Origin of the sequence: Actinomyces sp. oral taxon 170 str. F0386 (genome assembly GCF_000195595.1) — a bacterium.
Classification (GTDB): Bacteria; Actinomycetota; Actinomycetes; order Actinomycetales; family Actinomycetaceae; genus Actinomyces.
Window position 1 is genome coordinate 33,701 of sequence record NZ_GL882519.1, and the last position, 21,515, is coordinate 55,215.

Genomic DNA, 21,515 nt, shown 5'->3' on the forward strand with positions numbered 1-21,515 from the left:
TCTCAGGTCGCTCATGGCGACAAGATTCCGCTGCCGACCTTGATGGGATGGCCGACGAGCGAGTGAAGAACGGTTGTCCAGGTCGGGAGGCGGCCTGGACAACCGTCGCTACTCACCAGGGGACGATGCCGTCGCTGTCGATGAAGGTACCTGAGCGTGCGTCGTCGGGCAGGGTGGCGGCAGACACGACGACCTTGGCGGCTTGCGTCACCGTCAATGGCGCTTGCTCCCGGTTGATGGGAGTCAGGTCGGTCTGTACGAATCCGGGGCAGACCGAACTGACCTTGATCGAGGTGTCGGCCAGTGCCTTGGCGAGCATGATCGTGATGCTGTTGAGGGCTGCCTTCGAGCTCTGGTAGGCGGGCACGATCATGTCGTAGTAGGGGGAGCGTGGATCAGTTTGATCGGTGAGCGATCCCATTGTCGACGACACATTCACGATCCGCCCCTGTGGGGACCTTCGTAGTTGAGGGAGGAACGCCTCCAGCACGGCGACCGGTCCGAAGACGTTCGTAGCGTACGTCTGCTGGAACAGGCCCAGATCGACAACTTCAGCGGCCTGGCTGGTTGCTTCCGGGAGCACACCGGCGTTGTTGATCAGAATGTCTAGTCCACCGTGATGCTCGTCGATCCAGGCGGCTGACCGACGGATGGATGGTGGGTCAGTCACATCGAGTTGAACCGAGGTCGCCCCGCCGCCGATTCGACGTGCGACCTCAGCCCCATCGCCCGCTTGACGAGCGCCGACGATGACGGTCATACCTTGACCGGCCAGTTCCTCGGCGACGGCGCGACCCAGGCCGCGATTACCTCCCGTTATCAGGACTGTGGTCATAATTCCTCCTCCTGGAGTGCTAGTGAGCGCGGGTTGCGCGCATTCACCGGGTAGTCGCGTCAGAGACTCGAAACGTGAGATGCGTGTGAGCAGATGCTCGAACGCATCGTCAGTGTCAGAGGAGCAACGGTGACCGTTCCTTGTGCTTACGGCTCCACGTGCCCGTCCCGTTGCAAGTCCCGATCCGCCCGGCCTGCGTCTTTGCGCGGGGTGACCAGGCCCGACTCGTAGGCCAGGACGACCGCCTGCGCCCGGTCCCGTAGCCCCAGCTTGCCCAGGATCCGGCTGACATGGACCCGCACCGTCCCCTCGGCGACACACAGGTCGTGAGCGATGGCCTCATTGGACAGCCCGCGGGCGACGCGCGCCAGGACCTCGCGCTCGCGGGCGGTCAGGTCCGCCAGGGCCCGAAACCTGTCATCGCCGTCGTCGACCACCGGGGGCGGGAGGGCGAAGTGCTCGATGAGCCTGCGGGTGGTGGAGGGGGCCATGACCGCGTCGCCGCCGTGCACATGGTGGATCGCGGCCATGAGCTCCTCCAGGGAGGCGTCCTTGAGGAGGAAGCCGCTGGCGCCCGCCCGGATCGCCTCGTAGGCGTACTCGTCGAGGTCGAAGGTGGTCAGGACAATGACTCGGGGGCCGCCGGCGCCGCCCCGGGTGATGGTGCGCGTCGCCTCGATCCCGTTCATTCGCGGCATGCGCACGTCCATGAGGACGATATCCGCCTCGACCCGCTCGATCAGGTCGACGGCGGCGCGTCCGTCCTCCGCCTCCCCGACGACCTCGACTCCCTCCTGGGTCTCCAGCAGCATGCGGAAACCGAGTCGGTACATCTCCTGGTCGTCGACGAGGATGAGTCGAAGAGTCATGCACCCTCCTCGGTGGTTTCCGGTTTCGGAGACTTCGGGGGCTCTGTGGATTCCTGCTCCGACCGCTCCTCCCACGGCAGCACCGCTCGGAGGCGGAAGCCACCTTCGTCTCGAGGTCCCGCCTCCAGCGTGCCCCTGTGAGAGGCGACCCGCTCGCGCATACCTGTCAGACCGTGCCCGGGAACCGTGGGCACGGTCTCCGCGGGCAGGCCTCCGCCGTCGTCGAGGACCTCGACGACGATGCCCGCGGGCTCCCGGCGTACACGGACCTCGACGCTGCTGACGGTGCCGGCGTGCCGACGCGCGTTGGCCAGTCCCTCCTGGACGATCCGGTAGACGGTCAGGCCGATCCCTGCCGGCAGGTGCAGGGTGTCCGGCATCTCGAGTCGGGCCGGCAGACCTGTGCCCCGGGCCTCGGCGACCAGTTCCGCCAGATCCCGCTCGCCGGGCTGAGGGGCATGCGGAACCTCGTCCTCGCCGCGCAGGATGGCCAGCATCCGGCGCATGTCGCCCAGGGCCTCGCGCCCGGTGTCTCGGACGCGGCGCATGGCCACCGCCGCCCGGTCCGGATCCGAAGCGGCCGTCGCTGCCGCGCCGTCGGCGACGACCACCATGACCCCCAGGCCGTGGGAGACGATGTCGTGGATCTCGCGGGCGATTCGTGAGCGCTCCTGGCGCTCGGCCTGCTCGTGGCGCAGTTCGGCCTCGCGCAGCCGATACTCGGTGCTGCGCGCCAGGGCGGCCAGGTGGGCGCGGCGCGTGCGCTTCAGAACGCCTGCGGTCCAGGCCCACAGGACGGCGACGACGCAGAGCGCGGGCAGACTCAGGCGGCTGTACCCCATTCGGAGCACAGGGATGAAGGCCGCAATGACCCAGGTGCTGACGAGCGCCGCGCAGGGCAGGGAGATCGCCGACCGCCTGGCGGCGGCCAGGTGGTGGACCAGCAGCGCCAGCAGGAGGTCCACGGGAAGGACACTGGATCCCGGGCCCACCGGGAGCTGGGCCCAGGCGAGGAGAATCGCCACCGCGAAGGCGATTGTGGGGGAGTGGTGTCGCAGCAGCCAGCACAGTCCGAGTCCAGCACTGACTGCCTCCAGCAGCCACAGCTGCGTTGTCGACGCCGCGGTGAGGGGGAGGGCGAGCTGGTTGTAGCCCAGGATGAGGGCGAGCACTGTGAGGTCGACGGCGCGGCGGTGACGCTCCAGCCATCGCTGGGGCCAGGGCGCAGAAACCTTCCCCGGGCTCGACGACGGCTCGGGCCTGTGCTCCATGTCCCCAGATTACGGGCCGATCGTCGGCGGTGGCGGTGCCTACAGGTCCCCGACCTTCTGGAGGCGCTGGAGACTGAGCCAGCCCACCGGGATCGGGATCCAGAAGGTGACCAGGCGGTAGACGATCGCCGTGGACAGCGCCACCCCGTAGGGGACGCCGGCGGCCACGAGCCCCGCCGTCAGGGCTAGCTCGACCGGTCCGATACCACCGGGGGAGGGCACGATGGAGCCCACCGTGTTGGAGGCCAGGTAGGTGATGGCCAGGACCGCGAAGGGCACCGTGTAGCCGAAGGCCCACAGGCTCGCGCTGAAGGACAGGATGTAGGACAGGCTCAGCATGAGCGCGCCGCCCACCCCCAGGGCCAGGCGCACCGGGTTGGACATGACCCACACGAGCCGCGGCCACACCTGGCGATAGGTCGGCTCGATCTTGGCCCACGTCCAGCCGCGCGCCCGGGGAACGACCAGCACGACCGCCGCCACCACGACGATGGCGCCTGCCGCCACCAGCATCCACCCCGACGGCAGGGTCAGTCCCGTGGACTGGCCGGTCATGGCCGCCAGCACCACGAGCAGCACCACCGTGACGACGAACTGGACCACCTGGACCAGGGCCACCGTGGCCACGCCGACTGCCGTCGGCACGCCCTTGCGGTTGAGGAATCGCAGGTTGATGGCCGCCCCGCCCACACCGGCCGGTGCCACGAGGGAGATGACGGCACTGGCCAGGTGCACCTCGGTGGAGCGCCACAACGAGAGCCGTTCGGGACTGAAGGCCACCAGCGTCAGCCCGGCGCCCACGTAGGTCGCCACGGAGAAGGCCAGGGCCGCCAGCATCCACCAGATGTTGGCCTGTGAGACGGCAGCGCTGACCTGCTGGAAGTCCATCCCCGCCATCAGCGTCCACACCGCGACCAGCCCGACCACCACCATGAGAACAACACGCGTGGAGAATCGGTTGAGGCGTGCCGGCTCGGCGTCGGCCGTCGGAGTGAGGGTCACGAGGGCGTCGCGCAGGTCCTGGAGCACCTGCCGGCTGGCCCCGCGCCGCCCCATGACCTCACGGGTCTGGCGTGGCAGCACCACCCGCTGGAGCATGGGGGCTATCGAGGCCAGCTGCGCCATGGTCAGCGAGCGGGAGGCGGCGTCGATGGCACGCTCAGCGCCCACGCTCAGGGCGGTCAGCGCCAGAGCCTGGGCCAGGTCCACGCGGCGGGAGAGCTCGGAGGAGATCGTCTCGCCCGAGGCCCAGTCCAGGAGCCACAGCTGCCCGGTCTCGTCGACGACGACGCTCGAGGCATCGATGCTGCCGTGGGCCAGTCCTGCGGCGTGGGCGCGCTGGAGCTGGCCCCACAGCTGGTCCAGGACGTTGTCGTCGACCTCGGTCCCCAGGTCCTGGATGGAACGGGCGCCGACGACGTGGTCGGTCACCATGAGCACCGACTCGGCGGCCTCGGCCATGCCCAGCAGGCCGGGGGTGCGCACACGGGCGCGGCGCGCCTCCATCGTCATGAGGGCGGCGTGCTCGGCGGCCGGCCGCAGGGACAGGTCGCGGGTGGGGGACAGGCCCTTGATGCGGATCTGGTCCCAGATGTTGGACAGGAAGCCGGCCACCTGCCGGTCGGCATCGAGGAGGGTGACGTTGCGGCGCTCGCCGGCCGAGTCCCACACGGCGTACATCCGGTGGACCGAGGCCCGCTCCTGGGAGAGGGCCTCGCTGGAGGCCTCGGCGAGGACCGCGGCCAGGTCGACGTCGGTGGCCGGCCTGATCGTGTTGGCGCCGACTGGGTCCGCTGCGGCCGGCTCGGTGGCCGACTCGGTGCCCGGCGCGGAGGCGGGGCTGGTGGAGGGCTCGGCGGCGGGACTGCCGGCCGGGTCGGCGACCCCACCGACGGGGTGAGCGGGAGGTGGCGTCTCAACCGCTGTCCGCGGGTCGGCCGGCACGCCGTCGACGACGTCCGTCGAGGTGGCCGACGCCAACGGGGCCTCGCGGACCTGCTCACGGACCTGCTCGGTGTAGCCCAGGGGCGCGTCAGTGGTGACGACCCAGGCGCGCGCCTCGGGGGCGCGGTCCATGCGGACCACGCGCACGGCGTCGATCCCGGCCCGCCGCAGTGCGCGCACGAGCGTCACCCCGTGGGCGCGGCGGTCCTCCACGCCGAAGACGTAACGGACCAGCAGACCGACGGCGCGGCCCAGCAGCAGGGACAGCACCGCGCCGGGCAGGGTCAGGGCACCGCGCAGGACCGCCAGGCCGAGGACCACCAACATGGCCGCCCAGCCCGAGCGCATCGTCGTCGAGCTGTTGCGGTCACCGGCGCCCGTGAGCAGGCCCGCCATAGAGGCGAAGACCGTGGAGACGCCCAGCTGGGCGGTACCTGAGGCGGTGACCGTCAGCCCCATGACCAGGGCGGTCGGCCCCCACATGACCAATCCGGTCATGGCGGCGAGGGCAACCACGTACCCGGCGAGCCCCGACAGGACGGCCTGGCCGCAGGAGCGCCAGGAGCGGCGCAGGAGGCGGTCGAGCAGCACGGCCAGCGGCACGATGAATGTGGTCAGACCCTCAACGGCCTGCAGGGGGAAGAGGAGGATGCGGCGCAGCACCACCGCCAGCGCGTTCTGAACGTCCTGGGTGACGCCGGTCGTTGTCTGGCGGGCATAGATCGCCAGGATGAGGACGGCGCCGACACCCAGGAGGGTCAGAGTCAGGTCGAGCAGGTCCTCGGTGCGGCGCAGGCGGTGCGCGGTGGTGTCCACCAGAAGCGTCGTCGAGCACGGGGCGGTGGGGTCGTGGGGGGTTGGCCCGGGTGCCGGGGCGACGCCGATGACCGGGATGCCGACCGGCGAGGTGGAGGCCGATCCGGCCGACGGCGTGGAGGCGGGTGACGACGGAATGGTTCTCGGGGGAGCGGTGGTGAGTGACTCGGTGGGCGCCGGGGCGTCGGTGAGGTCTCCTGCCGACGAGGGTGAGCCTGGTGCCGCATCTGTCATGGAGTTGATTCTAGGAGGCGAGTCTGTGCAAGCCCTCCTACGCCGGGAGGACCCGCGTGCGGAGGTATTGGCGACAAAGTAGTTTGCATTGCAAACCTGATGACGTTATCCTGGAGATGGTTTGAAACGCAAACCACTTTGAGCAAGGGAGTTCATGATGAGCGCCGTGTCCCAACAGCAAGAAGTTCCGGTGGGGCCCGATGAGGCTCTCGCCGTCGTCAACGCTCAGCAGCAGACCTATCTCAAGCGGCACGAGATCAAGCCGGCCCCGCTCCTGACCGCCTGGGGTCTGGCCTGGCTGATCGGCTACGTCGCCCTCGCCCTCTACCGCGAGCCGGACTACGGCCTGCCAAGGGCTCCGTACCTTTTCTTCTGCGGCTGCCTGACGGTCGCTCTCCTGTTCACTGTCGCCTACATCGTCCCCAAGGCGCGCGGCATCCGCGGCCGAAGCAGTCGTGAGGGCACCTACTACGGCCTTGCCTGGGCTCTCGGGATGCCGTGGGCCTGGTGGATCATGTCCGTGGCCGGTGGAGGCGGCATGCTGGTGGCCGCCGCCGTCAGTGCCGCGGCGGGTGCGAAGCGAGGTGCGTGACATGTCCGGGAAGGCGCGGGTCGAGCGGACCGGAGGGCCGGCGGGCTCTGAGACCTGGGCGGCGAGGCCGACGGAGCTGGCCGGTGCGGCCGCCTCCGACGTCGACATCGATCCGGTCATCCACGCCCAGGCCCGTTTGCGGATCATGGCGACCCTGGCCGCCGTGCCGGTCGGCGATGAGCTGCACTTCCCGCGGCTGCGTGAGCTGCTGGACATGACGGCCGGCAACCTGTCCGCCCATCTGTCCAAGCTCGAGGGGGCGGGCTACGTCCAGCAGAACAAGACTTACGCCGGGCGCAGTCCCGCCACCTATCTGGCGCTGACCCCTGAGGGGCGGGTGGCCTTCGAGCGGTACGTGCGCAACCTGCGTGCTCTGCTCGACGCCTGACGGTCGAGGTGCCCGATCGTGGTCAGGGGTGTTATTAACCGCACGGTCGGAGTATGGTGTGAAACAAGTCTCATAGGTGGATGCCGATGGCGGTACTCCTGTGAGACGTCGTCGTAAGGGCCGGTCGGTACCCGCCGGCCGGCCGGGCTCCGTGGTGGGCGCCTCGTCCGCCCCGTCATTCCCGTCGCCATCTCCGTCAGTGCCTCCGTCACTGTGGACAACCCCAAGGACATGCCATGCCTCTCAGCTCACAGACCCATCTCCAGCCCGGCCGGCAGGCCGCTCATCGGATCAACCGGCGCACCCTGCTCAAGGGGGTGGGCGGGATCGCCGCCGCCTCCTTCGTCGGGGGCGGCACCGTCATCGCCGGATCTGCCCCGGCACAGGCCGCCCTCAACGTGGCCCAGCACGAGGACCAGGGCCGCATGCAGTACTACAAGCTGGCCACGCCGTCGATCGGTTGGCTGCCCCGCGTCAACGTGCTGCTGCCCGACGGCTACGACGCCACCCGCCGCTACCCGGTGCTCTACCTGCTGCACGGCGGCGGCGAGGACTACTCGACCTTCGACACGAAGTACGACATCCGCAACCACACCGCGGGGCGCGACCTCATCGTCGTCATGCCCGACGGCGGGGCGGCCGGCTGGTACTCCGACCCCGAGTCCTCCAACGTGGGGCCGCGCAACTGGGAGACCTTCCACGTGGGCGAGCTCATCCCCTGGGTCGACGCCACCTTCAGCACCATTGCCCAGCCCTCCGGGCGCGCCGTCTCCGGCTTCTCCATGGGTGGCTTTGGGGCCCTGAAGTACGCCGCGAAGCACCCCGAGCTCTTCGGGTCTGTCTCGAGCCACTCGGGGCCGGCGGACCTGCGCATCCAGGACGGCGCGGTGGTCCACTGGGCGAACTTCACCGCCGGAGCCACCGACCTCAAGGGCGGCACGATCTACGGGATCCCGTGGGACCAGACGCGCGTGAGCGCCGACAACCCGGTCGAGCACGTGGAGAGCTACCGGGGTAAGCGCGTCTTCCTCGTGTGCGGCACCGAGAGTGATCGGTACGAGAGCGTCGTCCTGCCCAGCCAGCAGAGCTTCGAGAAGGCGCTCGCCGGCGCCGGTATCGACTACGAGCGCTATGAGGACACCGGCGCCCATATTGTGCGCTGGGGTCGCATCCAGCAGGACATCGACTCCATGCTCAACTTCCTCACCAAGGCCGGGTGAGTGCGGGACCCGCTGTAGGCCGTTTCGGAGAAACGTTCGTCGTCGGCGACTGCGTTCTTCGTCGGGGGACGTACTTTTCCCGCAGACGACTGAGATCTGCCCTCAGCCATCTGCGGGAAAACGCAGTTCTCGCAGGAGATGTACGTACCCGACGGTGCCGAGCGGGTGCACTGGGCCGATTTGCTAGCGCACGCCGCCAGTGCGACGGGCGACGAGGGCCAGCAGGCCCCACATGACAGCGCCGATGCAGACAATGGCGAACACGAGAGGAAGCATGCTCGCCGCGTCCAGTTTCCCTGCCGTCGACACAGCCGACGATCCCAGGGTCAGGGTCTCGCTGAGGATGCCCTGCGGGACGAGGTAGATCAGGGGGTTCTGACTCGCCAGAAGGCCGAAACCCACGACGCAGCCGAGGAAGGCGACCGCCACGGGTGCGGCGAAGGATCGCATGAGCATGCTCAGCAGCGACTGCACCGCGACCAGTGGCAGCGCGCCCAGGGTGGCCAGCAGGCCGGAGGCGACGAAGGCTGTTGGTATTGCCGGCCCCAAGCCCGCGACGGCGATGCCCGCCAACCAGGCCAGCGTCAGCAGAACGCCCTGCATGGCCAGGACCGGGACGAGGATGACCAGGGTTTTGGCCAGTGCCACAGCCGTCGGAGAGTGCGAGGTGGTGCGCATCGCGTTCCAGCTCGTGCCCCGGTGCTCCACGCGCCATACGGTCGAGGCCAGCAGGGCAATCCCCAGGGAACAGAACATCATCGAGTAGAAGAGGGTGATCTGCGAGCTGAGCGAGATCCACCCTTCGAATGACTCGCGATTCATGATGAAGTTGACCGTACCTGTGATGACGGCCAGAAGCGGCAGTAGAACGGCGACGACCCATGCCGAGGAGCGCCTGAGCTTGATGGCCTCGGCGGCCAGCAGGGAGGTGAAGCCGCTTCGGCTACTACTGCCGCTGCTGTCCGGTGCCGTGGGCTCGGCCGGGGCGGGACGGGCGCTGGAGCTGGCCGGGGCGGGTCGTGTGAAGCCGGCGCCGCGGGGCATGGTGGAAGCGTTGACGGGTGTGCTCATGGGGATCACCTCTCGATCCGGTCGAGCCGGTGGGTAGCGAAAGCGAAGGCAAGTGTGGTCAGGATCAAGAATCCCGTGATCCAGGCCGATGGCGGACTGATGTACTCGTAACCGGTCTTGTCTCCGGACGTGATGAATCTGGTGGGGATGATAACGGTGTAGTAGCCCCAGGGGAGGAGGCGGGCCACTGAGACCGGGGCCAACAGCATGAAGGCACCGGTGAAACCGCCCAGCAGTCCCGCGCTCACGACGACCAGCTGGTTCTCCACCACGGCGGCGAGCCACAGGTGGAAGGCGCACATGGTCAGGTCCACGGTGATGAGCAGGATCGTATAGGTGACCCAAGGGCCGACGTCGAGCGGGACACTGATGCCCATAATGCGGGCGAAGACGATGAGGACTGCGTTCTGGAGGACGACGGCCGGGACGATGACAACCGTCAGCGCCGCGAGCTTGACCCGGCACAGGGCCCCGGGTGTCAGGCCCGAGGTGGCGGCCAGGTTCCACCCGGCCCCGCTGTGCTCGATATCGGTCTGCCGGCTGGCGAGGACCGCGGCGAAGACCGCGCCGGTCATTGCGTTGAAGAAGGCGGTGTTCAGCAACAGCATCGCCCACGGCTTGGCGGCTGGGTCGGCGAAGGACTTGATCGTCGACTGGCTGAACAGATTGGTGCTGCTCAGTGCTACCGAGGCGATGACGAGCAGCGCGGTCACCAGCAGCACCCGCAGGCGGCGCATCTTGAGGATCTCGACGCGCACGGACGTGAAAAGACCGGGCGCGGTCCGGGTACTGCGGGAGCCGCGTGCTGACGGCGCAGGTCTCGTTGAGCCGGCGATTCCGGCTGCGGCGGGGGGCTGGGAGGGGACGGGGGCTGACGAGAGCGCGGCGCTGGTCATCACAGGACACCTCCTCCCCGGCCGGTGAGGTCCATAAAGACGTCCTCTAGGCTCTGGGCCTCGCGGCGCACCTCGTGCAGCTCGACGCCCGCGGCGGCCAGCCGACTGATGAGCTCGGCGACGGCGCCCTTCGACATCCCCGGAATGCGCACGCCCTGCGGCACCAGTGCCGGACCGCTCGGCTGACCGGATGCGCCGGAAGCTTGAGCCGGCACGAGCCCAGCCAGGGTCTGCGGGTCCAGGACGGCCTGCGGCGTCGGGGTGTCGATGAGGATGTCCGGCACCGAGCGCTCCATGAGCTCGGCGCGCGTGCCCTGGAAGACGAGGCGCCCGGCCGACAGGATGCCGAGCGTGGAGGCCATGCGGTCGATCTCGTCGAGCAGGTGGCTGGAGACCATGACGGTGACGCCCTCGCCGGCGAGCTCGACCAGGAGGCGGCGCACCTCCTCGATACCGGCCGGGTCCAGGCCGTTGGTGGGCTCGTCGAGGATGAGCAGCTCGGGCTCTCGGGCCAGCGCCAGCGCGATGCCGAGGCGCTGTTTCATACCCATGGAGTAGGTGCGCACCAGGCGGTCCTTGTGCTCGGTCAGGCGCACGAGGGCGAGGGCGCGGCTGACCTGCTGCTCGCTCAGTCCCTGCATCTTGGCAGCGATCCCCATGTTCTCCGCGCCCGTGAGGTGGCCGTAGCCGGGCGGGTTCTCGATCATGGAGCCGGTGCGCGACATGATCTCAGCGCGCGTGGCCGGGGTGAAGGGCCGCCCGAGCACGCTGATCCGCCCTCGCGTGGGCGCCAGGAGCCCGAGCAGCATCTTCATGGTCGTCGACTTGCCCGAGCCGTTGGGACCGAGGAAGCCGTAGACGCTTCCGCGCGGCACCACGAGGTTGAGGCCCTCGACGACGGTGCGCTTGCCGAAGGTCTTGGTGAGGTCCTGGGTGAGGACGACGGCGTCGTCGGCACTGGATGAGTGCGCCAGGCCGGCCTGCGGGAGGGGCGTCGGCCGGGCGGGCGCTGCGTTGGGAGGCACGATGCCGGGCGCTGTGGCGTTCACGGGCCCGCCAGGAAGCGGGGCACCGACGTCGGGGCTGACCCGGGTGAAGGGCTGCTGGAAGGCCTGGGCGGGGGCGCCCGAGCGGGGCGCCTGCGCCAGGGCCGTCTGCCCGGGCGCGGGCTGGGGTCGGAGGCCGGCGGAGCGCGTCGGCAGCGGTGCGGATGGACTGGGTGGGAAGCGGTGTGAAGTCGTCATGGCGTCAAGCCTGCTCGCACCCGGACGGGCGATCATCAGCCCGTGGTCTGCTTCCTGAATCGGCGTGCTGGCCAGGCTCATACCCGAGTATGAAATCCCGGCCGGGGCCTCCGAGGCGCCGGGGGCGACGGTACGGTTCAGGCATGAGAAAAGGGCGACGGGCCGGTGCGGCGCAGGCGGGATCGGTGACGTCCGGGCCGACGTCGCCCCGCCCCGTGCCGCTAGCCGGCACCATTCCGGCCGCCTGGCGCTACCCGAGCTCGGGCCCGTGGACGACGGTGAGCGACGTCGTCATCGCCATGGCCTTCGTCTTCCTGTGCCTCATCGGCCGGCCGGATCCGGAACCGGGGCTCGGATTCATCCAAAGGGCAGCGCCGGTGCTCTACCTCCTTCTGCTGGGCGCCTGCGCCCTGGCCATGGTGGTGAGGCGGCACTCTCCGCTGCTCTTCATCGTCGTGGCCGGCGTCTGCCTGACGGCGCACCTGGTGCTGTTCACCGAGTTCTCCATCTTCTTCATCATCACGGGGCTCGTCGCGGTGGAGACGACCCAGTCCCGGCTGGAGGCGCCGTGGCGATGGGTGGGGCTCGTCCTCGAGCTGGTGGGGGCGGCCATGGCGACGACGCGGGCGCACGAGCTCATCGGCGACCAGGTCCACGCGGGCGTCGGACGGTTGATTCTCCTCACCAACGCCTGGCTGGTCGTGGCGGTGGCCGCTTTCGTCGGTGCCGCGCGGCGTCGCAGCCGGGACCGCTACAACCAGGCCTTCGAGCGGGCCGCGGTGCTCGAGGCGCAGCAGGCCGCCGAGCGGCGGCTCGCGGTCATCGAGACCCAGCAGCGCATCGCCCGCGACGTCCACGACCTGCTCGGCCACAGCCTCACCGTCATCGCCATGCAGGCCGAGGGCGCCCGCGCCATCCTGGCCACCGACCCGGCCGCCGCCGACGAGGCCCTGGCCGTCATCGGGGAGACCTCCCGCCGCTCGGTGGACGAGGTGCACGCCCTGGTCGACATGCTGCGCTCCGACGCCCAGGAGGCCGGGCCGCCCGACAGCGCCGCGGCCGCCGGAAGCGAGGCGATCGCCGCGCCTGGTTCCGGCTCCGCTGCTGGTCGCGCCTCTGATGCCGGCGTTGTCGATGCGGGAGGTCTCGGTGCTGCCGGCCGTTCTACCGGTGGTGGCGGCACTGCTGACGCCGTTGCCCCCGGAGCCGAGGGCGGTGCCGAAACCGCAGAGGCGGCGTCGGGCCAGGAGCGGGGTGCGGACCTCCTGTGGGAACCGGTGCGCCAGGCGCAGCGGGCAGGACTGCCGGTCACCCTGGCGACCGACCCGGCCGGCCGGCTCCCGGAGCCTGCGGCGCAGGTCCTCCACCGGGTGGTCCAGGAGTCGCTGACCAATGTGCTGCGCCACGCCCCCGGCGCGGCCACGAGTGTCTCGCTGCGCACCGGGGCCGGCCGGGGCGTCCTCGTCGTCGAGAACGCCCCGGCGCCGGAGCCCCCGACAGGAGACGCGGACCCTACGCCGAGGACCGACAACCGTTCGTATCGCGAGGACGTGGGGGAACAGGCGGACGCAACGCCAGCAGACACATCGCACGAGTCGGCCACGGTGCCCCGCCTCGCGGTGAGCGCATCCGCAGATCCGAAGCATCGGGGCTTCGGCCTCATCGGCATGCGTGACCGAGTCACCGACCTCGGTGGCGCCTTCGCCGCCGGGCCCACGCCCGAGGGCGGCTGGCGGGTGACGGCGCAGTTCCCCACCTCTCCGGAATGAGAACCAATCGCGGTTATATGGCGAACCTCGCAGGGCGTCGTCGGCACTTCGTCGGTACAAAGCCGCACAGGCTGAACCTGGAGAGCGGATACTTCCGGTGAGTCGACGTCAAGGAGGGGAGGCACCTGTGATCCGCCTGGGTCTGGCCGATGACGAGCCGCTGTTCACCATGGGGCTGGCTATGCTGCTGGGGGCGCAGCCGGATATGGAGGTCGTCTGGCGGGCCGTCGACGGCAACGATGCCCTCACGCACAACGCCGCCGACCCGGTCGACGTCCTCCTCCTCGATGTGCAGATGCCGGGCCTCGACGGCCTGGCCGCCACCCGCGAGCTCATGGCCCGCGGCACCACCGGGAAGGTCGTCATCCTGACCACCTTCGACACCGACGGCTACGTCATGGGCGCCATCGAGGCCGGCGCGGCCGGCTTCCTGCTCAAGAACACCCCGCCCCAGGACCTCATCACCGCGATCCGCACCGTCCACGACGGCGACTCCGTCATCTCCCCGGGGCCCACGCGCCGTCTTCTCGCCGCCGTGCGCACCGGTCAGGTCAGCGGGACGCGAGCCGGGGACGGTGCCGGACGCCACGCCTCCGAGGACTCGGTCGAGGCGGTCCGGGCGGCGGAGGCCTCCCGGCAGGTCGCGGCCCTCACCCAGCGCGAGCGCGAGATCCTGGCGCTTATCGCCCTGGGTCTCACCAACCAGGAGATCTGCGACCGCGAGTGGCTGTCCATGCCCACGGTCAAGACCCACGTGAGCCACCTGCTGTCCAAGACCGGCTGCCGGGATCGGGTTCAACTGGTGCTGCTGGCCCTGCGCGGCGGCGTCGTCGACCTCGCCGACGTCCTGGGGCGGGCCTGAGGACGAGCGCTCAGGCCGTCTGCCGCTGTATCAGGACGGCCACGGTGCGTGCCGGAACCGAGATCGTGCCGCTGGCGCGGTCGAAGCCGGTGCGGCGCACCACCTCGTCGGCGCCCTCAGCCTGGATGGGGGAGAGGCGGAGGTCCCGGCCAGCCAGCTCGGGCAGCGACTGGGTGAGCACCTGCCCCGAGGCGTTGAAGACCACCAGGACGGCGTCGAGCTCGGGGTCCACGTCCCGTCCGCCCCGGGTGTCGTCGATGAGCATGACGATCACCCCCGCCGGCGCGCCGAAGCCCGCCCCCGGGAAGCTCAGCTTGTCCTGAATGAGGCGGGCGGAGCCCAGGCTGAACAGCGGCGTCGAGGCGCGCAGCCGCAGCAGGTCCAGGGCCTGGGAACGGGCCGCCGCGATCTCCTCGGGCGAGGGCCGCAGCCAGTCGTCCTGCAGCAGCGGCCCCTGGATCGCCCAGGAGCCCTCGTTGCGGCTGGCCGGTGGCAGGCCCCGCCCGAAGCCGTTGAACTGCCCCGTGAAGTCAATGGCGTTGAACCAGTCCCCGGAGTTGTAGGAGTCCCGGTCCAGGGACTTGCTGCGCAGCAGCTCGGTGCCCGCGCTCCAGAAGGCCGGCGACTGCGCCAGCGTCACCGTGGCCAGGCACACCGTGTTCATCCGCACCCGCTCGGCCACCGGCATGCCCTGAGGAAGCTTGTAGGCCAGCAGGTCATAGAGCGTCTCGTTGTCGTGGGCGTCGACGTAGTTGACGTTCTCCTGGGGGTGGGAGGCGAAGGCCGCCGGCGCCCCGTTGTGGATGAGGTCGATCCCGCGGCGTACCGTCCCGTCCGAGATCGTCATGACGTAGTCCTTGAGGTTGCCCGCCAGGCCCAGGCGCACCAGGTCGGTGCGGTGGGCCAGGTCCGCCGACTGCTCGTTCCAGGTGCGGTGGTCCAGGCCGCTGGGCTGGGTGAGCAGGCCGGTGCCGAAACCCTGGAAGATGCGATGGTCGGGGTCGAAGGCGCCCCCGCCGTGGACGGCGTCGCGCAGGCGGTCGTTGAAGGCGCCGATCCCGGTGCCGTCGAGCTGGCCCTGGGTTGCCTGCACGAACAGGGCGTTGCCCGCGACCTCACCGAAGTTCCAGCCCTCCCCGTAGAGGTAGACCGAGCGGCCGTCGACGCCGTCGGCCTCCATGGTCAGCTCGTCCAGGGCCGCCCGTACGTGCTCCATGACGGTGCGCGGGTGGTGGCCCATGAGATCGAAGCGGAAGCCGTCGACCCGGTACCAGCGCACCCAGCGCACCACCGAGTCGACCATGAGGCGCTCGCACAGGGCGTGCTCCGTGGCCGTGTTGGCGCAGCAGGTCGAGGACGTCACCCGCCCGACGGCGTCGAGCCGGTGGTAGTAGCCGGGAACCACCTGGTCCAGGACGCTGCGTGGGTCCTGCCCGCAGGCGGCCGTGTGGTTGTAGACCTGGTCGAGGACCACCTGGAGGCCCAGGTCGTGCAGAGCCCCCACCATCTCGCGGAACTCGACGACGCGCGCCCCGCCGTCCTGGTGGCCCTCGGTCGCGTAGGAGCCCTCGGGTGCGCCCCAGTGGAGGGGGTCGTAGCCCCAGTTGTAGGCGTCGTCGTCGGCCACCTCCGCGACGGCCGCCTGCTGATCGGCTGAGGCCGGGTGCGCCCCGGCGGGGATGCGCGGGGAACGCTGGGAGCCGCGGTGCTCGGGGATGGTGGCGATGTCGAAGGTGGGCAGCAGGTGGATCGTGTTCATGCCGGCCTGCGCCAGCTCGGCCAGATGGCGCACGCCCGCGGAGCCGGCCACGGTGAAGGCCCGGTAGGTGCCGCGCAGCTCGGGTGGGACGGTCTCGTCGGCGGCGGAGAAGTCCCGCAGGTGGAGCTCGTAGATGCTGCGGGCCGAGTCGTTGCGGACCGCGGGCGCAGGGGTCTCAGCCCACTGCTCGGGGGACAGATGCGGGTCGGCCAGATCGACGGCGACCGAGCGGGTTGAGTCGGTCGTCAGCGCCACCGAGTAGGGGTCGGTGACGATATTGGTCTCCACCTGCAAGGTGGAGGGCACGTAGACCCGCACCTCCCACAGGTACTGGCAGCCGGCCGTTATGGGGGAGCCGGGCTGGTTCTGATCGGGAGCGCCGCCGGCCTCGCTCGCACCGGTGGCGGCCGGCGGATCGGGACGGCTGTCGATGACCCAGCGGCCGTCGTCGTGGCGGACCGCCGGGGTGCGTCTCGGTGGTCCGGGGACATCCGGTACCGAGCCCAGAGGGTCGCCGGTCTCCCATGTCAGGAGGGTCACGGCTTGCGCGGTGGGCGCCCACAGGGCGAAGGAGGGACGGCCACCTGAGAAGGTGACGCCCAGCTCGGCGCGGGTGGCGGCCTCGGCGTAGAGGCGGTCCAGGAGGATGGCGGTCTGCACCCCGGTGAAGGCGTCGAGGCGGGCGCCGCCGACGTCGGCGGCCTCGGTGGGGTCCGGGACCCCGACGTACTGGGCGATCGCGATCTGGCCGGTCAGGGCGGAGGCGACGGCGTCGTCGCCGAGCAGGGGGGTGCCGGCGACGTCGGTCGTGCTCAGGGCGATGTAGCCCTCCAGGTGGGGGTGCGTGGTCAGGATGTCGCCGGGCAGGTTCCCGACGATGCGCAGGGGCGTGATTGTCGGGGCGGGCGTGTCGTCCGCGCCCAGGATCCGGCCGTGGACGGCCGCCGCGCCGCCGTCGGGCGCTGTGATGAGACGCAGGGCGAGGCCGGAGCCGGGGACGGGCTCGCCGGCGTCGGTGACGACGACTCCGCGGTCCATACCCCGGGGCAGCAGGGACAGTGGCCACGCCAGAAGAGTGGGGGTGACCCAGTAGGCGCGCTGCTCCTCGCTGCCCGCCACAGGTGGGAAGGCCGCGGCGGCGTCGAGTGTGCAGGTGATCGAGTAGGTGAAGGTCATGGTGGTGTCCTCCTGAACGGAGACGCCCAGGGGCGCCGCCGGTCCTGCCGGTCGTGTCGCGTGCGGCCTCGTGGGGCGGGGGCCGCGAGTGGTCCCGTTCACCTCGTAGTCTCCCCTGGGCCATGGGCCGCTGTCATCCCGATGGTGGGAGCTGTCCTGACCGGCCTGCGGCTCCGGGCGGGGACGTTCGACGCCGTTGGGGGCAGGAATCCCGTCCCCGCACGCGTGGGATGTCTCCGTCCGTGCAAAAAGTCCCTGACCTCGTGGAATGTTCCTGTAGCTGACCGAGTGGTTCGCACTCCCCATTGTCCGCCCTGCCTCGAGAAAATGAGACTGGCGCTATGAGCGATGAGGAGACGTCACAGTTCGATGGCCCTGATGAGCAATCAGATTCGTCTGTCGTGGACTCCCGACGGCGGTTACGGCGTCAATGGATGGTCTTCAGCCTTCTCATTGGGGCCAGCCTGGCGGCGGGGATTGCGGCCCTCGTTCTGACGCTCAGGGGGTTCGTTGGTGCCTTGCGCTCGCCGTTGCCCGTGAGTGATGAGTCGTGGTGCATCTGGGCGGTACTGATTGCGGTGGTCGTCTTGTGTGCCGGCTGGGTGATACGTCCATCTCGCCGGATGACTGCTGGTAGCTTCTGGGGTGCGGCCATTATTCTCGCTCTCACTTCCTTCTTTGCCTATCCCCTCCTCAGGTCAGGCGTTTCCAACATCAATGAGTCAGGTGCGGCTATGCCTGACTATATTGGCCGATTGATTACCGCATGGGTCTGTTTTGCTATTGCCGTCCTCGCCAATATTGCAGGGCGTGTATGTGGTCGTGCATCCTTGTCGGCCCCAGAGAGCCGGGGCAGTTCTTCCTCCTCTGAAGCCAACGACGACGCGGACCAGGACATCGCCATGAGTGATGACCTGGCCAGGCTGCTGTCCAGGCTCCCGTTTCCCAGGGAATCTCGGCGCGAGGAGACTGCAGAGGGTGCTGGCTGGAGGCGTATGAACGAGTATGCGCTGCGTCTCGGGCTGGGGGTCGTTGGTGCTGCGACCGCTACGGCGCTCGCTGTCACGGCTCCGACAGTTATCAGCAAACGCATTGATCCGTTTACCCGAATCACAACCAGCGCCCTATCCAGTCATGATGGTTATCCGACTGTGGAGGAGATGGCGACGGCGGCCGGCCGGGAGCAGTCGACGGCTGCTGCCCCGCTCTGGGAGGTCCCGTTCGGTTTCGGTGAAGCGGATGTGGACCAGATTCTTGCTGGAGTGCGTGGTGCGGCTGTCATCACCAGCCGTGGTGTCTACGGCTTGGATTCCTCGACAGGTGAGGTTACATGGTCCTTTGCCGCTGCTGATCTGGAGGGGTCTTCCGATAAGAACGTCATCGGATTGCTGAGAGGTGTGGATGTCTATGCTGGGGAGTCTGCCTTCACGTCGCCCAATGGGGCATGGCTTGCCTATGCTTTCGACGTCACGCCAGAAGACAGTGCTGGTGGTATCTCGCCTCTGGAAGACCTCACGCGTATCGTGGTCCTCAATACGGACACCGGCCGCATCGCCCTTGACACTCAAGTCGCCGGATCGGCGCCGACCGTGCAGCTGACCGATTCCACGGCTGTCATCAACCGTCGGGTCTACGATATTTCCAGCGGTCGTGAGCTCTCGCCGTTGGATGATGAGAAGACTGTGATCCCGGGGCCCGGAGGTCATTCCGCGGTTCTTACTCGGGACAAGTATCAGAATCTGGAGACATCCTCCTCGGTAATTACGGAACCTCTGTCTGATCGATATTTTCGTGAAACTGGGTCCGAGCAATGGAGGTATGACGGTCAGCATGACAGCATTACGGCCAGGGTGGTTGATGGGCAAGTTATCAATGTTGGCGGTTGGGTTGTCAATGATGACTATGCAAAGGCGATTCAAAATATCGACACCGGCAGAACCGTGTCCCTCAACAACAAAGGAGAGTCGAGTAGCTGGCGCATCGTGGGTATTGAGGCCAGCGCTCAGGCTGTGTCCACCTGGAGCGTTCAGGACTATGTTGATGGTGATGCTGGGAGCTATGGTCACCCGTTAGAGTTAAATGTCTTCGATACTCGTTCGGGAAAGGTGGCGGCCATCGATCCGGCTGGAACATACCGTACCGTCTTCAGTGGTGGTCGTGCGCCAGGGGTCTCATACTCAGGGGCGGTGGATACTGCTTTATTCTCGGCGCGCGTGGATGATGGCCTTCGCGCTGGAATCTATGACGATCTCGTCGTTGAACAGAATGATGCGGCTCGTCAGCATGATGCGGTTGCTGGTCGCAGTGGCAGCCGTCCCGAACCTCCGTGGGTCAGTATCTCGCTGCCGCAGTTCAGCTCCGAGGGCAATCCTGTAGCACTGTGCCCGGGCGGCGTCATCGTCTCCATCGAATCCACAGCTGTGGGCAAGGCGATCACTGCCAGAAAGGCTCCTCGATAGCGACGTCTCAAGGCGGAGTGTAGGGTGGCGTCTGTTCATCGTCAGCCAGTGCTGCGACCCCGAGATCGGACGCCGATTGCGCCACTACTGGATCGAGCAGCCCATCTCCTTCCTGACTGAGGTCTTCGACGGGCTCATTCGCGTCGGCGAGTTGCGGAGATGACGCTGAAAGCGTGCGCGCAGGTTTCTGACGCAGCACGTGCATCAGTTCCGATTGACGCATGGTTGCCGGAAGGAGAGTGAGGTGGCGGGGCCGTGAACTGGAGATCAAGGACGTGGCGGCACGCGCGTCAGCCTGAGGCGAGCAGCTGCCGTCGGGGTGGGCCGATTTCTGGCAGTGGGAGTCGGTGACGGTGCCATGAGTCGGTACTGCGCGGTGGTGCGGGTGGTTTTCGCCGTCGCCTTTCTGGGTGGGGCGCTGATCCACATCTACTTCGGGCTCTTCTCGCCGCACAGCTACGCGCCCTTCGCCGACACGGCCCTGTGGCCCTGGCTCGCGGAGCTGTGGTGGGGCTTCGTCATGGCGAACATCGGCTGGTTGAGCCCGGCGGCGGCCGCCTTCGAGGTCGCGGTCGGTCTCGGGCTGCTCGCCCGCGGGTGCGCACGAAGGATGGCAGTCCTGGCGGCGCTGGGGTTCTTCGCCTTCATCCTGGTCCTGGGCTACTCCTGGCCGGCGGATGGCTGGTGGGAGGACTTCCTCAAGAACCGCGCCGGCACCCTGGTCATGGCGGCCGCGCTGGCGCCCCTTCTGCGGGCGCCGGACCGGTCGCGCCGCGCGTAGGCGCAGGGCCGGCCCACCCAGAACGTGGGGCAGGCCGGGCCGGACCGTCGAGTCTCAGCTGCAGCGGGCCACGTTGCCTACTCGCTGTTCCCAGCAGGGCCGAGGTCATCGGTCGGCTCGGTGGTGCGGCTCTTGCTGCCGCCCTCCCCGCCGTCCTTGCGCGGCCGGCCCCGTCCGCGCATGGGGGCGGCCTTGACGCCGCGCCCGGCGTCGTCGAGCGCGCGGCGCAGCAGGACCTCGATCTGGGCGTTGACCGAGCGCAGGTCGTCCGCCGCCCACTTGGCGATGGCCGAGTGGACGGCGGGGTCCAGCCGGAGCAGGACCTGCTTGCGCTCTTTACCGGCCACGGCTCAAGCGTAGAGGGAGCCGGTGTTGACGACGGGCTGGGTGCGCTGGTCGGAGCAGAGCACCACCAGGAGGTTGGAGACCATCTGGGCGCGGCGCTCCTCGTCCATGGTGACGATGTCGTCCGCCTCGAGACGCTTGAGGGCCTGGTCGACCATGGTGACGGCGCCCTCGACGATCTGCTCGCGGGCCGCGATGACGGCGCCGGCCTGCTGGCGCTGGAGCATCGCCTGGGCGATCTCGGGGGCGTAGGCCAGCGAGGAGATGCGCACCTCGACGATCTCCAGGCCTGCCAGCGCCACCCGGGCCGCGACCTCGGCCGCCAGCTCGGCGGAGACGAGGTCCGTGCCTCCGCGCAGCGAGGTCTCGCCCGGGCCCGGCCCGTCGTAGGGGTGGGTGGTGGCCACGTGGCGCAGCGCGGACTCGGCCTGGGCCTTGATGAACTCCTCGTAGGCCTCGACGGCGAAGACGGCGCGGGCGGTGTCGGCCACCTGCCACACGACGATGGCGGCGATGTTGACGGGGTTGCCGTCCAGGTCGTTGACCTTGAGCTCGTTGGTCTCGAAGTTGTGGACCTTGATGGAGACCTTCCGGCCGGCGGTCAGTGGCGGGACGAGCGCGAGGCCCGTGTGACGCACGGTGCCGATGTAGCGGCCGAGGAACTGACGGACGCTGGTCTCTCCGGGCACCACGACGGTGAAGCTGCTGAACAGCGGAAGGGCGATGAGGAGCCCGACGCTCCCGGCGACGATGCGTAGTACGGCTCCCGGCTCGCCCGCGTCGGCGGCGACGCCGCCGACGATGAGGAGGGTGATCGATCCGGCGGTGAGCGCCAGGATGAGGAGCAGGGCGAGGAAGGCGGGGCCGGAGCCCGCGGCTCGGGCCGGCTTCTCCGTGATGTCGACGCGGCTGGAGGCGTGCTCGGGGGCGTTGATGGGTTGGTCCGAGGCGTCGGTGGAAACGGGGGACGTGGGCATGAGAACC

The 21,515-nt window shown here is 69.0% G+C and carries 17 protein-coding genes; 7 read left to right on the plus strand and 10 right to left on the minus strand.

The annotated features are described in order from the left end of the window. Positions 1-112 precede the first annotated feature (112 nt). From HMPREF9056_RS03370 to HMPREF9056_RS03385, 4 genes are all read right to left on the minus strand, one after another. Positions 113-835, minus strand: a complete 723-nt coding sequence (locus HMPREF9056_RS03370) for an SDR family NAD(P)-dependent oxidoreductase (RefSeq protein ID WP_034513615.1) — start codon at positions 833-835, stop codon at positions 113-115. Positions 836-981: 146 nt separating this feature from the next. Continuing rightward, entirely contained in the window at positions 982-1,704 is a 723-nt protein-coding gene (locus HMPREF9056_RS03375) for a response regulator transcription factor (protein ID WP_009402797.1), read from the minus strand. Further along, positions 1,701-2,975 (minus strand): sensor histidine kinase, encoded by a 1,275-nt coding sequence (locus HMPREF9056_RS03380; RefSeq protein ID WP_009402798.1) that lies wholly within the window; start codon positions 2,973-2,975, stop codon positions 1,701-1,703. Before HMPREF9056_RS03380 ends, HMPREF9056_RS03375 begins: the two co-directional genes overlap by 4 nt. A 39-nt stretch (positions 2,976-3,014) precedes the next feature. After that, positions 3,015-5,969, minus strand: a complete 2,955-nt coding sequence (locus HMPREF9056_RS03385) for a lysylphosphatidylglycerol synthase domain-containing protein (protein ID WP_087942175.1) — start codon at positions 5,967-5,969, stop codon at positions 3,015-3,017. Positions 5,970-6,126: 157 nt separating this feature from the next. Between HMPREF9056_RS03385 and HMPREF9056_RS03390 the strand changes: the two genes are divergently transcribed. The 3 genes from HMPREF9056_RS03390 to HMPREF9056_RS03400 all read left to right on the plus strand — a co-directional run bounded on the left by HMPREF9056_RS03390 (position 6,127) and on the right by HMPREF9056_RS03400 (position 8,169). Next, positions 6,127-6,561, plus strand: a complete 435-nt coding sequence (locus HMPREF9056_RS03390) for a hypothetical protein (protein ID WP_034513617.1) — start codon at positions 6,127-6,129, stop codon at positions 6,559-6,561. A 1-nt stretch (position 6,562) separates the two neighbouring features. After that, positions 6,563-6,949: a transcriptional regulator gene (locus tag HMPREF9056_RS03395; RefSeq protein ID WP_009402802.1), complete on the plus strand. Its 387-nt coding sequence runs from the start codon at positions 6,563-6,565 to the stop codon at positions 6,947-6,949. Positions 6,950-7,185: 236 nt separating this feature from the next. Beyond that, positions 7,186-8,169 (plus strand): alpha/beta hydrolase family protein, encoded by a 984-nt coding sequence (locus tag HMPREF9056_RS03400; protein ID WP_009402803.1) that lies wholly within the window; start codon positions 7,186-7,188, stop codon positions 8,167-8,169. Positions 8,170-8,352: 183 nt separating this feature from the next. On the opposite strand, the gene HMPREF9056_RS03405 is transcribed toward HMPREF9056_RS03400, so the two are convergent. Genes HMPREF9056_RS03405 through HMPREF9056_RS03415 form a run of 3 tightly spaced genes read right to left on the minus strand, consistent with a single transcriptional unit; the run spans position 8,353 to position 11,380 of the window. Then, positions 8,353-9,240: an ABC transporter permease gene (locus tag HMPREF9056_RS03405; protein ID WP_157185000.1), complete on the minus strand. Its 888-nt coding sequence runs from the start codon at positions 9,238-9,240 to the stop codon at positions 8,353-8,355. Between the two features lie 5 nt (positions 9,241-9,245). Continuing rightward, on the minus strand, positions 9,246-10,136 hold the full coding sequence (locus HMPREF9056_RS03410; RefSeq protein WP_172635234.1) for an ABC transporter permease: 891 nt from the start codon (positions 10,134-10,136) through the stop codon (positions 9,246-9,248). After that, positions 10,136-11,380 (minus strand): ABC transporter ATP-binding protein, encoded by a 1,245-nt coding sequence (locus HMPREF9056_RS03415; RefSeq protein WP_034513640.1) that lies wholly within the window; start codon positions 11,378-11,380, stop codon positions 10,136-10,138. The genes HMPREF9056_RS03410 and HMPREF9056_RS03415 overlap by 1 nt, the downstream gene beginning before the upstream one ends. Before the next feature lie 143 nt (positions 11,381-11,523). Here HMPREF9056_RS03415 and HMPREF9056_RS03420 point away from each other — a divergent pair, with 143 nt between their 5' ends. Both HMPREF9056_RS03420 and HMPREF9056_RS03425 read left to right on the plus strand, forming a co-directional pair. Then, a complete protein-coding gene (locus HMPREF9056_RS03420) occupies positions 11,524-13,149 on the plus strand; it encodes a sensor histidine kinase (protein WP_087942176.1) in 1,626 nt (541 codons plus the stop codon). A 127-nt stretch (positions 13,150-13,276) separates the two neighbouring features. Further along, the gene (locus HMPREF9056_RS03425; RefSeq protein WP_009402808.1) at positions 13,277-14,011 is read left to right on the plus strand and encodes a response regulator transcription factor; all 735 of its coding nucleotides are present in this window, start codon (positions 13,277-13,279) and stop codon (positions 14,009-14,011) included. A gap of 10 nt (positions 14,012-14,021) precedes the next feature. Here the strand turns inward: HMPREF9056_RS03425 and pulA are convergent, their stop codons facing one another. After that, positions 14,022-16,946 carry a pullulanase-type alpha-1,6-glucosidase gene (gene pulA / locus HMPREF9056_RS03430; RefSeq protein WP_009402809.1) on the minus strand — a complete coding sequence of 975 codons (2,925 nt, stop codon included), beginning with the start codon at positions 16,944-16,946 and terminating at the stop codon, positions 14,022-14,024. A 341-nt stretch (positions 16,947-17,287) separates the two neighbouring features. Here pulA and HMPREF9056_RS13410 point away from each other — a divergent pair, with 341 nt between their 5' ends. Both HMPREF9056_RS13410 and HMPREF9056_RS03435 read left to right on the plus strand, forming a co-directional pair. Further along, positions 17,288-19,405: a hypothetical protein gene (locus tag HMPREF9056_RS13410; protein ID WP_009402810.1), complete on the plus strand. Its 2,118-nt coding sequence runs from the start codon at positions 17,288-17,290 to the stop codon at positions 19,403-19,405. A 358-nt stretch (positions 19,406-19,763) separates the two neighbouring features. Continuing rightward, positions 19,764-20,186, plus strand: coding sequence for a hypothetical protein (locus HMPREF9056_RS03435; protein ID WP_009402812.1), 423 nt, complete (start codon positions 19,764-19,766; stop codon positions 20,184-20,186). A 77-nt stretch (positions 20,187-20,263) separates the two neighbouring features. Here HMPREF9056_RS03435 and HMPREF9056_RS03440 read toward each other — a convergent pair whose 3' ends face one another. Both HMPREF9056_RS03440 and HMPREF9056_RS03445 read right to left on the minus strand, forming a co-directional pair. Next, positions 20,264-20,533, minus strand: coding sequence for a hypothetical protein (locus HMPREF9056_RS03440; RefSeq protein ID WP_009402813.1), 270 nt, complete (start codon positions 20,531-20,533; stop codon positions 20,264-20,266). Positions 20,534-20,536: 3 nt separating this feature from the next. After that, a complete protein-coding gene (locus HMPREF9056_RS03445) occupies positions 20,537-21,508 on the minus strand; it encodes an SPFH domain-containing protein (RefSeq protein WP_009402814.1) in 972 nt (323 codons plus the stop codon). Positions 21,509-21,515 lie beyond the last annotated feature (7 nt).

Bases quoted from the DNA above. Each gene is read 5' to 3' on its own strand.
- HMPREF9056_RS03370 (WP_034513615.1), bottom strand. From the start codon at position 835: ATGACCACAGTCCTGATAACGGGAGGTAATCGCGGCCTGGGTCGCGCC.
- HMPREF9056_RS03375 (WP_009402797.1), bottom strand. From the start codon at position 1,704: ATGACTCTTCGACTCATCCTCGTCGACGACCAGGAGATGTACCGACTC.
- HMPREF9056_RS03380 (WP_009402798.1), bottom strand. From the start codon at position 2,975: ATGGAGCACAGGCCCGAGCCGTCGTCGAGCCCGGGGAAGGTTTCTGCG.
- HMPREF9056_RS03385 (WP_087942175.1), bottom strand. From the start codon at position 5,969: ATGACAGATGCGGCACCAGGCTCACCCTCGTCGGCAGGAGACCTCACC.
- HMPREF9056_RS03390 (WP_034513617.1), top strand. From the start codon at position 6,127: ATGAGCGCCGTGTCCCAACAGCAAGAAGTTCCGGTGGGGCCCGATGAG.
- HMPREF9056_RS03395 (WP_009402802.1), top strand. From the start codon at position 6,563: ATGTCCGGGAAGGCGCGGGTCGAGCGGACCGGAGGGCCGGCGGGCTCT.
- HMPREF9056_RS03400 (WP_009402803.1), top strand. From the start codon at position 7,186: ATGCCTCTCAGCTCACAGACCCATCTCCAGCCCGGCCGGCAGGCCGCT.
- HMPREF9056_RS03405 (WP_157185000.1), bottom strand. From the start codon at position 9,240: ATGAGCACACCCGTCAACGCTTCCACCATGCCCCGCGGCGCCGGCTTC.
- HMPREF9056_RS03410 (WP_172635234.1), bottom strand. From the start codon at position 10,136: ATGACCAGCGCCGCGCTCTCGTCAGCCCCCGTCCCCTCCCAGCCCCCC.
- HMPREF9056_RS03415 (WP_034513640.1), bottom strand. From the start codon at position 11,380: ATGACGACTTCACACCGCTTCCCACCCAGTCCATCCGCACCGCTGCCG.
- HMPREF9056_RS03420 (WP_087942176.1), top strand. From the start codon at position 11,524: ATGAGAAAAGGGCGACGGGCCGGTGCGGCGCAGGCGGGATCGGTGACG.
- pulA (WP_009402809.1), bottom strand. From the start codon at position 16,946: ATGACCTTCACCTACTCGATCACCTGCACACTCGACGCCGCCGCGGCC.
- HMPREF9056_RS13410 (WP_009402810.1), top strand. From the start codon at position 17,288: ATGAGCGATGAGGAGACGTCACAGTTCGATGGCCCTGATGAGCAATCA.
- HMPREF9056_RS03435 (WP_009402812.1), top strand. From the start codon at position 19,764: ATGAGTCGGTACTGCGCGGTGGTGCGGGTGGTTTTCGCCGTCGCCTTT.
- HMPREF9056_RS03445 (WP_009402814.1), bottom strand. From the start codon at position 21,508: ATGCCCACGTCCCCCGTTTCCACCGACGCCTCGGACCAACCCATCAAC.